We start from the raw sequence: 11,018 nt of genomic DNA, 5'->3' as shown, positions 1-11,018 counted from the left end.
AGCTCATCAGACAGTCAGGTACTCCATACCTGCACTTTATGGTGGTTGTGCGCAGGGCGCTTCGGCGCGCCGGTTTCCCAGATCCCCGGTCTACTAACCTGCGCACAGCTGCCTCCACTTCTTTTAGTAGGGAAGCGGTGGCTAGCCCGAATGAGGATCTGGTAAATGTTCAAAGTAACGCCAAACCCGCCGGTCACCGACCCGGCATCCCCCTACGAATCACCCGACTCGAAGAAATTCCACGAAGCCGCCGAGCGCGCCCTCGACCATTACCTCGGCCCGACCAACGCCGACCTGATGGCCACGCCCTACACCCCCAACACGTTGTATATGGCCAATCCCAATGCCGACACCGAATCCCTGCTGGCCGACGCCAGTGAAACCCTTGGCTCGGCTACGGTGATGCTCAACAACCATGCGGCAATGGTGGAAGGTACGCACCGCAAGACTGTGCAAGGTATTGCGCAGGTGGTGATGGTGGCGGAGATGGCCGTCAACCGTTTGTTGGATAGGTTGGTGCCGACGGAGTGACTTAAAAGCTGACCCTCACCCCAGCCCTCTCCCGGAGGGAGAGGGGGCCGACCGTGGGATGCTCACAAGTTACGCCGACCTGAAAATACTGCTGCGAATCCATAATCGACTCGGTGGGGCTGGTCGATGTATGGCGCCAGACACCTCGGTCGGTCCCCTCTCCCTCCGGGAGAGGGCTAGGGTGAGGGTGCTCTTGATCGTTACGCTCAGCGTAACGATTCACCACCGCGCTTGATTGATGCCCCCACCCCACACGCCTACCTTAGCTCCACGACAGCGAACCCGTGGAGTGAGCATGACAACAACAATTTCCCCCGACTCGCGCTGGACGCGGCGGCGCGATGAGAAGCAGCGCCGCCTCGACAAGGTGCGCGGGCTGGCCGACGGTGTGGTGTTGCCCACCGACAAGATCGTCGCCGCGCTCGAAGCGCTGATCCATCCCGGCGACCGTGTGGTGCTGGAGGGCAACAACCAGAAGCAAGCGGATTTCCTCTCCCGTTCGCTGGCCAAAGCCGACCCGGAAAAGCTCCACGACCTGCACATGATCATGCCCAGCGTCGGTCGCTCCGAGCACCTCGACCTGTTCGAACGCGGCATCGCCCGCAAGTTGGATTTCTCCTTCGCCGGCACCCAGAGCCTGCGCATCAGCCAGTTGCTTGAAGACGGCTTGCTGGAAGTCGGCGCGATCCACACTTACATCGAACTCTACGCGCGGCTGGTGGTGGACCTGATTCCCAACGTCGTGCTCTCGGCCGGGTTTATGGCCGACCGCGCCGGTAACATCTACACCGGCCCCAGCACCGAAGACACCCCGGCACTGATCGAACCGGCCGCATTCAGCGACGGCATCGTCATCGTCCAGGTCAACCAATTGGTCGACGACGTCAGCGAGCTGCCCCGCGTAGATATTCCTGCGTCATGGGTCGATTTCGTCGTGGTGGCGGACAAGCCGTTCTACATCGAACCGCTGTTCACCCGCGACCCGCGCCACATCAAGCCTGTGCACGTGTTGATGGCGATGATGGCGATTCGTGGCATCTACGAAAAACACAACGTGCAGTCGCTCAACCACGGCATCGGTTTCAACACCGCCGCCATCGAATTGATCCTGCCGACTTACGGCGAATCCCTCGGCCTCAAGGGCAAGATCTGCCGCAACTGGACGCTGAATCCGCATCCGACGCTGATCCCGGCGATCGAGAGCGGCTGGGTCGAAAGCGTGCATTGCTTCGGCACCGAGCTGGGCATGGAAAACTACATCGCCGCGCGCCCGGACGTGTTCTTCACCGGCCGCGACGGCTCGCTGCGTTCCAACCGGATGTTCTGCCAACTGGCCGGGCAATACGCGGTGGATCTGTTTATCGGCGCGACGTTGCAGGTCGATGGCGACGGTCATTCCTCAACCGTGACCCGTGGCCGCCTCGCCGGTTTCGGCGGTGCGCCGAACATGGGCCACGACCCGCGCGGTCGCCGTCACGGCACCCCGGCGTGGCTGGATATGCGTCATGACGACTCGCAGCAACCGATGCTCGAACGCGGCAAAAAACTCGTGGTGCAGATGGTTGAGACGTTCCAGGAGGGCGGCAAACCGACCTTCGTCGAAACCCTCGACGCGGTCGAGGTGGCGAAGAAAAGCGGCATGCCGCTGGCGCCGATCATGATTTACGGCGACGACGTCACCCACTTGCTCACCGAAGAAGGCATCGCCTACCTGTACAAGGCGCGCTCGCTGGAAGAACGCCAAGCGATGATCGCCGCCGTTGCGGGCGTCACCGCCATCGGCCTGCGCCACAACCCGAAAGACACCGAACGCATGCGCCGCGAAGGCCTGATCGCCTTGCCCGAAGACCTCGGCATCCGCCGCACCGACGCCACTCGCGAATTGCTCGCGGCGAAGAGCGTGGCTGATTTGGTCGAGTGGTCCGGCGGTTTGTACAACCCGCCCGCCAAATTCAGGAGTTGGTAATGCACGCATTTAACCTGCAAGCGAAACCGCTGTCCCTGGCTGATCGATTGGCTGATCTGGCGGTGGATGCGTTGATCGACGAAGCCGATCTGTCGCCGAAACCGGCGCTGGTCGACCGTCGCGGAAATGGCGCGCACATCGATTTGCACCTGGGCCTGATGCACGCTTCGGCGCTGTCGTTGTGGCCGGCGTTCAAAGAGATGGCCGAAGCGGCGGTTGCAATCGGCGAAGTCGATTCAACGTTACGCGAAGCGATTGGCCGGATTGGTCGTGAAGGTGAGCAATCGATGCTCGCGACCACCAACGGTGTGAACACCCATCGCGGGGCGATCTGGGCCTTGGGTCTGTTGGTGACGGCCGCTGCACTGGAACCGCAATCTTCCAGCGCCAACGCGGTATCTCTGCGCGCCGCGCGCCTAGCCTTACTAGATGACCGCTACGCACCAAAACCACTGAGCCACGGCGCCCAAGTCGCCCTGCGTTACGGCGCCCGTGGCGCTCGCGAAGAAGCGCAACTCGGCTTCCCTTCGGTGCTGCAACGCGGTCTGCCACAACTCAAACGCAGCCGCGCCAACGGCCACGGCGAACAGAACGCCCGGCTCGACGCCTTGCTCGCAATCATGACGAATTTGGCCGACACCTGCGTGCTCTACCGCGCCGGCGCAGAGGGCCTGCACGCGATGCAGTCCGGCGCGCAAGCGGTGCTCGACGCCGGTGGCAGCGCAAGCCTCAGCGGTCGCCGCTGCCTGCACGAACTGGATCAACAACTCATCGCATTGAATGCCTCGCCCGGTGGCGCCGCCGACTTGCTCGCCGCCACGCTGCTGCTCGACCGTATCGAGCGCGACGGCATCTCTCAGGGAGCGTTTTGATGGAAACCCTATCGTTTGAATTCCCCGCCGGGCAGCCGCCACGCGGTCGCGCGCTGGTCGGTTGTGTCGGCTCGGGTGATCTGGAAGTGCTGATCGAACCGGGCCTGGCCGGCAAGCTGACGATCAATGTGCAAACCTCGGTCAACGGCGCGCAGCTGCGCTGGCAGCACCTGTTTGCGCGGATGTTCGACGGCACCACGCCGCCGGCGATGGCCATAGATATCCACGATTTCGGCGCGACGCCGGGGGTGGTGCGTTTGCGTCTGGAACAAGGTTTCGAGGAGATCGGCCATGACTGACAGCGCCGCGTTGCTCAACAAACACAGCTTCGTCGAACTCGGTGCGCGGCAACGGGCGAAAGTCTTGCTCGATGCCGGCAGTTTTCGCGAATTGCTCGACCCGTTTCAACGGGTCATGTCGCCGTGGCTCGAACGTCAGGGCGTGGTGCCGCAGGCCGATGACGGCGTGGTGATTGCCAAGGGCAGCCTCGATGGTTTGCCGGTGGTGATCGCAGCGATTGAAGGCGCGTTTCAGGGCGGCAGCCTTGGCGAAGTCGGCGGGGCGAAGATTGCCGGCGCGCTGGAACTGGCGGCTGAAGACAACCGCAAAGGCATCCCGACTCGGGCGGTGTTGTTGCTGGAAACTGGTGGTGTGCGCTTACAGGAAGCCAATCTCGGATTGGCGGCGATTGCTGATATTCATGCAGCGATTGTCGATTTGCAGCAGTACCAACCGGTGGTCGGCGTGGTCGCTGGCAGCGTTGGATGTTTCGGCGGCATGTCGATTGCTGCCGCGCTGTGCAGCTATTTGCTGGTGACTCAGGAAGCACGCCTCGGTTTGAACGGCCCGCAAGTGATAGAGCAAGAAGCCGGGATCGAAGAATACGACTCGCGCGACCGGCCGTTCATCTGGAGTCTGACCGGTGGCGAGCAGCGGTTCGCCAGTGGTCTGGTGGATCGTTATGTCGCAGACGACGTGGCGAAGATTCGTCAGCAGGTCGGTGAATTACTGCAGCAGGGTTTGCCAAAGCAACCGCGCAGTCAACGTGCCGAATGGTTTCTGCAGAAGTTGAGCAGTCTGAACACTGACCCGCAAATCGAACCGTCGGTGGTTCGCGATCTGTATCAAGGAGAGCGCTCATGAGCAGTTATTCGTTGCGCGGCTTGAACTGGTTCAACGCCTTGAGCGCCGGGGCGAAAGCGGTAGAGGGTTTGCCGCCATCGTTAAAGGTTGCCGATGGTGAGCTAGGGCGTTTTATCGCTGTGGTCGCTGACCCGGATAATCGTTTCCCTCGCGCTCGTAATGGCGAAGTCGGCTTGCTTGAGGGCTGGGGTCTGGCCAAGGCTGTGGATGATGCGATCAGCGCTGACCGCGATAAAGCGCAGAAGCGCCCGATCATCGCCATCGTCGATGTGCCGAGCCAGGCTTATGGTCGGCGCGAAGAAGCGCTCGGCATTCATCAGGCACTGGCCGGTGCGGCGGACAGTTATGCCCGTGCGCGTTTGGCCGGGCATCCGGTGATTGCGTTGCTGGTGGGTAAGGCGATGTCCGGAGCGTTTCTGGCTCACGGTTATCAGGCCAATCGTTTGATTGCGCTGCGTGATCCCGGCGTGATGGTGCATGCGATGGGCAAGGCTTCGGCGGCGCGGGTGACGTTGCGCAGTGTTGAAGAGCTGGAAGCGCTGGCCGCCAGTGTGCCGCCGATGGCTTATGACATCGACAGCTACGCCAGCCTCGGTTTGCTCTGGGAAACCCTGTCGGTGCAACAGATTGAGCAGCCGACGGCGGAGGATCTGGCGCGGGTGAATGAGTGCCTCAAACAGGCCATCAGCGATATCTCCAGCACTGATCTGAGCAATCGTCTCGGCGCGAAGAATCGTGCCGCCTCCAGCAAAGTTCGCGAATTGCTGAGGGCGCAGTGGTGAACACGCCTCTGGCTCACGACCTGCTCTGGGGCATGACCTCGGCGCAGTTGCCGGCGGATGCGCCGTTGTGGGCAGTCGAGTCGCTGGCCGCCGGGCAACCGGTGGTGGTGCGGCGGGCGTTGAGCGAGGAAGGTTTCGTCGCGGTGGGTGTGCGCGGTGTGTTGCGCGAGCAGCGGCTGGCGGCGTTTATGGCGGTCGATTCGATTGCCTGTCGGGTCAGTCCCGAAGCGCTTTGTCATGTCGATTGCGAGCGTGATCTGCCGGTCATGCACGCGCTCAAACAACTGCGGCCGATGCTCGATGACTGCGGTTGGGTCTGGGGTGTCAGCGGCAGCGTCGGGTTTGAATTGACCAGTGGTTTTACCGCGATGCACGCGGCCAGTGATCTCGATCTGATTCTGCGTACACCGCAGCTGATCACGCGTAATCAGGCACGCAAACTGGTCGCGGTTTTTGATCAGGCTGTGTGCCGGGTCGATATGCAGTTGCAGACGCCGTTCGGTGCTGTGGCACTGCGTGAATGGGCCAGCGGGTCGGCGCGCGTGCTGTTGAAAAATGCCCATCAAGCTTGCCTGGTGATTGATCCATGGAACCCGCAGGAGCAGGCAGCGTGAGCAGTCTGCTGGTGTTCCCCGGCCAGGGCGCGCAGCAAGCGGGCATGCTTCAGCGCTTGCCCCGCGAGACTTTGGTCGAGGCCAGCGATGTGCTTGTCGAAGATGTTTTGTTGCTGGATTCCAGTGATGCGTTGCGTACGACAAGGGCGGTTCAGCTGTGCCTGCTGATCGCCGGCGTCGCTGCTTCGCGGCAGTTGTTGCAGGACGGACTGACGGCGGATTACGTCGCCGGCCTGTCCATCGGCGCTTACCCGGCAGCAGTGGTTGCGGGCGCGTTGAGCTTCAGCGATGCGTTGCATCTGGTCAGCCTGCGCGGTGAGTTGATGCAACAGGCTTATCCACAGGGCTTCGGCATGACCGCGATTATCGGCCTGCAATTATCCACAGTCGAAACGCTGCTGGCGCAGGTGCACAGCGAGGATGCGCCGGTGTATCTGGCCAACATCAACGCCGACAATCAGGTGGTGATTGCCGGCAGTGACAAGGCCATGCAAGCGGTGGCCGAACTGGCGCGCAGTCGTGGCGCCGGTCTGGCAAAACGTCTGGCGGTAAGCGTGCCGTCGCACTGCCCGCTGCTGGAAAAACCGGCGCAAACCCTCGCCGAAGCCTTTGCCAAGGTCGAACTGAAAACCGCGAAAATCGCTTACCTGAGCGGCAGCCGCGCGCGTCCTGTGACCAACGTCGAAGCCCTGCGCGACGACCTCGCCTTCAACATGTGCCGCGTGGTGGATTGGCGCGGCACTGTGCAAAGCGCTTACGAGCGTGGCGTACGTTTACAGATCGAACTGCCGCCCGGTGCGGTACTGACCGGGCTGGCGCGCCGGGTGTTCGAGCAAGGCACGGTCACTGCCTTCGACAGTGCGCGTCTCGACACCCTGCAAGCGCTGTTGCGTGAGGAGGGTAGCCGCCAACTCTAAACCGCCGCGACTCAAGCTTCGAACAACAAAAACAACATTCGACGATGCACTTTGAGGACTACAACAATGATTATTTACGGTGTGGCGCTGCTCGCGATCTGTACGCTGGCAGGGGTGATCATGGGTGACATGCTCGGCGTGTTGTTGGGCGTCAAATCCAATGTCGGCGGGGTCGGCATCGCCATGATCCTGTTGATTTGCGCGCGGTTGTGGATGCAGAAGCGCGGCGGCATGACCAAGGAATGCGAGATGGGCGTCGGCTTCTGGGGCGCGATGTACATTCCGGTGGTGGTCGCGATGGCGGCGCAACAGAACGTTGTCACTGCGCTGCACGGCGGGCCGGTGGCGGTGCTGGCGGCGATCGGTTCGGTGGTGGTCTGTGGTTGCACGATTGCCCTGATCAGCCGCACCCATAAGGGTGAACCATTGCCTGACGAGCCGGCGGAAATCTCCCCGGTCGGCACCCCGGTAGGAGGTCGCTGATATGTGGGATCTCATCGAGAAAGGTCTGGAACACAACGGCTTGGTCACTGCCTTCGCTTTTGTCGGCGTGATCATGTGGGTGTCGGTGATTCTGTCCAAACGCCTGACGTTCGGACGCATTCACGGCTCGGCGATTGCCATCGTCATCGGTCTGGTATTGGCGTGGGTCGGCGGCACCATGACCGGCGGGCAGAAGGGTCTGGCGGATCTGACGTTGTTCTCGGGTATCGGCCTGATGGGCGGGGCGATGCTGCGTGATTTTGCGATTGTTGCCACAGCGTTTGAAGTGCAGGCGACCGAGGCGAAGAAGGCCGGGTTGATTGGTGTGATCGCGCTGTTGTTGGGCACGATCCTGCCGTTCATTGTCGGCGCGTGCATGGCCTGGGCGTTCGGTTATCGCGATGCGGTGAGCATGACTACCATTGGCGCGGGTGCGGTGACTTACATTGTTGGGCCAGTGACTGGCGCGGCGATTGGTGCGACGTCGGATGTGATGGCGCTGTCGATTGCCACCGGGTTGATCAAGGCGATTCTGGTGATGGTCGGCACGCCGGTCGCGGCGCGCTGGATGGGCCTCGATAACCCGCGTTCGGCGATGGTGTTTGGTGGGTTGGCCGGGACGGTGAGCGGGGTGACAGCGGGGCTGGCGGCGACGGATCGGCGGTTGGTGCCTTATGGGGCGTTGACGGCTACGTTCCATACCGGGCTGGGGTGCTTGCTGGGGCCATCGTTGTTGTTCTTCATTGTTCGCGGGATTGTGGGCTGAAGATCAAAAGCCCCTCACCCTAGCCCTCCCGAAACGTCGGACCGCCCGTAGGGAGAGGGAACTGACCGCGTTGTTTTGGCGTTATACATCGACCTGAAATTCCTGAGTCGAACTCAGGTTCTGAAAAGCCCCCGATCTGCTCCCTTTCCCCTCTACCCTTTGAGGGAGAGGGGACTGACCGAGGTGGATGTTGGAGGTACGCCGACTTGAAAGTCCTGAGTCGAACTCAGGTCTTGAAACCCACGAAGATCTGCTCCCTTTCCCCCTCGCCCCCTTGGGGGAGAGGGCTGGGGTGAGGGGGTGGCTCTTGATCTTGATCTTGATCTAAACCCCAGCCTGGCGATTGGCATACATCCGACACTCCGCCAAAAGCGCCAACAAATTCGGATCCCTCTCCTTGGCCTTCAAAAACACCACACCAATGTGCTGCTGCAACCGGTACTTCTCCTGCAGCGGAATCAGCTTCACCCGGTTCTCATACACCGCTGCAATCCTTCCCGGCAGCAACGCATAACCCACCCCCGAACTGACCATGCTCAACAGCGTGAAGATGTCATTCACCTGCATCGCCACCTTCGGCTCGAACCCCGCCTGCTTGAACACCCGCACACCATCCTGATGCGTGGCAAAGCCCTGAGTCAGGGTGATGAACGTTTCATCACGCACCTCAGCCAGATCCACTTCACTGCGCTGGGCAAACTTCGAATCCGCCGGTGTGGCGAGGAAGATGTCGTCGGAAAACAGTGCAATCTGCTCGCAGTCCGGGTCGTTGATGCTGTCATCCAGCGACACCAGAATCGCGTCGACTTCCATGTTCTTCAGCTTGTAGAGCAGGTCGATGTTCGAGCCGAGGATCAGGTCGATGTTGAGTTCGCTGCGGCGAATCTTCAGGCCCATGATCAGTTGCGGTACGGTTTTCACCGTCAGCGAATACAGCGAGCCAAGCTTGAAACGTTCAGCGGAAAAACCGGCGGCTTCGCGGGTCAGGCGCACGCTTTCGACCACGTCCTGAATCAGCTTCTGCGCTCGCTCTTCGAGCACGTAAGCGCTTTCCAGCGGTGTCAGGTTGCGGCCTTCATGTTTGAACAACGGGCAGCGCAGGGCGCTTTCCAGCGAATGAATCGCGCGGTGCACGCTGACGTTGCTGGTCTGCAACTCGGCAGCAGCGCGGGCGAGGTTGCCGGTGCGCATGAAGGCGAGGAACACCTCGAGTTTTTTCAGGGTCAATTCTTCGTCGATCAGCATGGCGCGGACTCTTTTTGGAATGCGTCGATTGTGCCTTGAAGATCAAAAGATCGCAGCCTTCGGCAGCTCCTACATTGGAATGCGTTCGAAGGTAGGAGCTGCCGAAGGCTGCGATCTTTTGATTGCGCTTTTACGCTCAAGGCCCGAGCCTTGCGCGCTGCGGTAATGAATATGAGGTAAGCGATACATGTATCACGGAGAACGATTGAACGCCTGGACCCATCTGGTCGGGGCGGTGGCGGCTTTTGTTGGCGGCGTCTGGATGTTGGTGATTGCCTGCCTGGACGGCAGCCCGTGGAAGATTGTCAGTGTGGCGATTTACGCTTTCACCCTGCTGGTGCTTTACAGCGCCTCGACCGTGTACCACAGCGTGCGCGGGCGCAAGAAAGCGATCATGAAGAAGGTCGATCACTTTTCAATCTACCTGTTGATTGCCGGCAGTTATACGCCGTTCTGCCTGGTCACCCTGCGCGGGCCGTGGGGCTGGACGCTGTTCGGGATTGTCTGGGGGCTGGCGCTGATCGGCATCCTGCAGGAAATCAAACCGCGTTCGGAAGCGCGGATTCTGTCGATCGTGATTTACGCGGTGATGGGCTGGATTGTGTTGGTGGCGGTCAAGCCGCTGATTGCGGCGCTGGGTACGACAGGTTTTGCCTGGCTGGCGTCGGGCGGGGTTTTGTACACGGTGGGGATTATCTTTTTTGCCTTGGATCACCGGCTGCGGCATGCGCATGGGATCTGGCATTTGTTTGTGATTGCGGGGAGTTTGCTGCACTTTGTGGCGATTCTGTTTTATGTCCTGTAGCCCGGCTGACTGATCGTTCCCACGCTCTGCGTGGTAACGCCTCCTGTGACGCTCTGCGTCACGCTGTTTGGGACGCGGAGCGTCCCGGGCTGCATTCCCACGCAGAGCGTGGGAACGATCAGTCCGGCAAAAAGGTTTAGAAATCACCCCAAAGCTGTTGGGCCACCGCCAGTGCAACCACCGGCGCAGTTTCAGTGCGCAGCACGCGCGGGCCGAGGCGGGCGGCATGGAAGCCGTTGCCTTTGGCTTGCTCGACTTCAGCGTCAGTCAAACCGCCTTCAGGCCCGATCAGGAAGGCCAAAGTTGCCGGTTTGGCATGACTCACCAATGGCTCAGCCACCGGGTGCAACACCAGCTTCAACTCGGCTTCAGTCTGCTTGATCCAGTCCGCCAGCAACACCGGCGGATGAATCACCGGCACCCGCGAGCGCCCACATTGCTCACAGGCGCTGATCGCCACCTGACGCCAGTGCAGCAGGCGTTTGTCGGCACGTTCGTCTTTCAGGCGGACTTCGCAGCGATCACTGAAGATCGGGGTGATTTCATTCACGCCCAGCTCGGTGGCTTTCTGAATCGCCCAATCCATCCGCTCGCCACGGGACAGGCCCTGGCCGAGGTGGATGTGCAGCGGCGATTCGACCTGACCAGCGAATTGCTCGTCGATCTGCACGGTCACGCGCTTCTTGCCGACTTCCAGCAGAGCGCCGCGAAACTCATGGCCGGAACCGTCGAACAACTGCACCGCATCGCCCTCGGCCATGCGTAGCACGCGGCTGATGTAATGCGCCTGGGCCTCCGGCAATTCGTGTTCGCCGGTGCTCAGGGGGGCGTCGATAAAGAAGCGGGACAGTCTCATTTCGGGTCTCTCAGATTAGATCGTTCCCACGCTCTGTG

At 61.1% G+C, this 11,018-nt stretch carries 13 protein-coding genes; 11 read left to right on the top strand and 2 right to left on the bottom strand.

The window, feature by feature from the left end:
* Positions 1-165 precede the first annotated feature (165 nt).
* From M5G26_RS19255 to madM, 10 genes are all read left to right on the top strand, one after another.
* A complete protein-coding gene (locus M5G26_RS19255; RefSeq protein ID WP_093429845.1) occupies positions 166-531 on the top strand; it encodes a DUF6124 family protein in 366 nt (121 codons plus the stop codon).
* Positions 532-826: 295 nt separating this feature from the next.
* Positions 827-2,497 (top strand): malonate decarboxylase subunit alpha, encoded by a 1,671-nt coding sequence (gene mdcA, locus M5G26_RS19250; RefSeq protein WP_007913685.1) that lies wholly within the window; start codon positions 827-829, stop codon positions 2,495-2,497.
* Positions 2,497-3,369: a triphosphoribosyl-dephospho-CoA synthase gene (locus tag M5G26_RS19245; protein ID WP_273916237.1), complete on the top strand. Its 873-nt coding sequence runs from the start codon at positions 2,497-2,499 to the stop codon at positions 3,367-3,369. The genes mdcA and M5G26_RS19245 overlap by 1 nt, the downstream gene beginning before the upstream one ends.
* Positions 3,369-3,668 (top strand): malonate decarboxylase subunit delta, encoded by a 300-nt coding sequence (locus tag M5G26_RS19240; protein WP_007913697.1) that lies wholly within the window; start codon positions 3,369-3,371, stop codon positions 3,666-3,668. The genes M5G26_RS19245 and M5G26_RS19240 overlap by 1 nt, the downstream gene beginning before the upstream one ends.
* Positions 3,661-4,512, top strand: a complete 852-nt coding sequence (locus M5G26_RS19235) for a biotin-independent malonate decarboxylase subunit beta (RefSeq protein WP_273916236.1) — start codon at positions 3,661-3,663, stop codon at positions 4,510-4,512. Before M5G26_RS19240 ends, M5G26_RS19235 begins: the two co-directional genes overlap by 8 nt.
* Positions 4,509-5,294 carry a biotin-independent malonate decarboxylase subunit gamma gene (gene mdcE, locus M5G26_RS19230; RefSeq protein ID WP_038358784.1) on the top strand — a complete coding sequence of 262 codons (786 nt, stop codon included), beginning with the start codon at positions 4,509-4,511 and terminating at the stop codon, positions 5,292-5,294. The genes M5G26_RS19235 and mdcE overlap by 4 nt, the downstream gene beginning before the upstream one ends.
* Entirely contained in the window at positions 5,288-5,908 is a 621-nt protein-coding gene (locus M5G26_RS19225) for a malonate decarboxylase holo-ACP synthase (RefSeq protein ID WP_273916235.1), read from the top strand. The genes mdcE and M5G26_RS19225 overlap by 7 nt, the downstream gene beginning before the upstream one ends.
* Positions 5,905-6,825, top strand: coding sequence for a malonate decarboxylase subunit epsilon (mdcH, locus tag M5G26_RS19220; protein WP_273916234.1), 921 nt, complete (start codon positions 5,905-5,907; stop codon positions 6,823-6,825). The genes M5G26_RS19225 and mdcH overlap by 4 nt, the downstream gene beginning before the upstream one ends.
* Positions 6,826-6,891: 66 nt before the next feature.
* Entirely contained in the window at positions 6,892-7,308 is a 417-nt protein-coding gene (gene madL / locus M5G26_RS19215) for a malonate transporter subunit MadL (protein WP_038358777.1), read from the top strand.
* A 1-nt stretch (position 7,309) separates the two neighbouring features.
* On the top strand, positions 7,310-8,074 hold the full coding sequence (gene madM / locus M5G26_RS19210) for a malonate transporter subunit MadM (protein WP_095049482.1): 765 nt from the start codon (positions 7,310-7,312) through the stop codon (positions 8,072-8,074).
* 324 nt (positions 8,075-8,398) lie between these two features.
* On the opposite strand, the gene M5G26_RS19205 is transcribed toward madM, so the two are convergent.
* The gene (locus tag M5G26_RS19205) at positions 8,399-9,319 is read right to left on the bottom strand and encodes a LysR family transcriptional regulator (protein ID WP_273916233.1); all 921 of its coding nucleotides are present in this window, start codon (positions 9,317-9,319) and stop codon (positions 8,399-8,401) included.
* A gap of 187 nt (positions 9,320-9,506) precedes the next feature.
* Between M5G26_RS19205 and trhA the strand changes: the two genes are divergently transcribed.
* The gene (gene trhA / locus M5G26_RS19200) at positions 9,507-10,124 is read left to right on the top strand and encodes a PAQR family membrane homeostasis protein TrhA (RefSeq protein ID WP_007913708.1); all 618 of its coding nucleotides are present in this window, start codon (positions 9,507-9,509) and stop codon (positions 10,122-10,124) included.
* A 136-nt stretch (positions 10,125-10,260) separates the two neighbouring features.
* Here the strand turns inward: trhA and M5G26_RS19195 are convergent, their stop codons facing one another.
* The gene (locus M5G26_RS19195) at positions 10,261-10,980 is read right to left on the bottom strand and encodes a 16S rRNA (uracil(1498)-N(3))-methyltransferase (protein WP_007913710.1); all 720 of its coding nucleotides are present in this window, start codon (positions 10,978-10,980) and stop codon (positions 10,261-10,263) included.
* Positions 10,981-11,018 lie beyond the last annotated feature (38 nt).

This window comes from Pseudomonas sp. TNT2022 ID642, assembly GCF_028656995.1.
GTDB lineage: Bacteria > Pseudomonadota > Gammaproteobacteria > Pseudomonadales > Pseudomonadaceae > Aquipseudomonas.
This window is presented reverse-complemented; position numbering and strand designations above follow the sequence as displayed.

Coding starts and splice junctions, on each gene's coding strand:
- M5G26_RS19255 (WP_093429845.1), top strand. CDS start 166: ATGTTCAAAGTAACGCCAAACCCGCCGGTCACCGACCCGGCATCCCCC.
- mdcA (WP_007913685.1), top strand. CDS start 827: ATGACAACAACAATTTCCCCCGACTCGCGCTGGACGCGGCGGCGCGAT.
- M5G26_RS19245 (WP_273916237.1), top strand. CDS start 2,497: ATGCACGCATTTAACCTGCAAGCGAAACCGCTGTCCCTGGCTGATCGA.
- M5G26_RS19240 (WP_007913697.1), top strand. CDS start 3,369: ATGGAAACCCTATCGTTTGAATTCCCCGCCGGGCAGCCGCCACGCGGT.
- M5G26_RS19235 (WP_273916236.1), top strand. CDS start 3,661: ATGACTGACAGCGCCGCGTTGCTCAACAAACACAGCTTCGTCGAACTC.
- mdcE (WP_038358784.1), top strand. CDS start 4,509: ATGAGCAGTTATTCGTTGCGCGGCTTGAACTGGTTCAACGCCTTGAGC.
- madL (WP_038358777.1), top strand. CDS start 6,892: ATGATTATTTACGGTGTGGCGCTGCTCGCGATCTGTACGCTGGCAGGG.
- madM (WP_095049482.1), top strand. CDS start 7,310: ATGTGGGATCTCATCGAGAAAGGTCTGGAACACAACGGCTTGGTCACT.
- M5G26_RS19205 (WP_273916233.1), bottom strand. CDS start 9,319: ATGCTGATCGACGAAGAATTGACCCTGAAAAAACTCGAGGTGTTCCTC.
- trhA (WP_007913708.1), top strand. CDS start 9,507: ATGTATCACGGAGAACGATTGAACGCCTGGACCCATCTGGTCGGGGCG.
- M5G26_RS19195 (WP_007913710.1), bottom strand. CDS start 10,980: ATGAGACTGTCCCGCTTCTTTATCGACGCCCCCCTGAGCACCGGCGAA.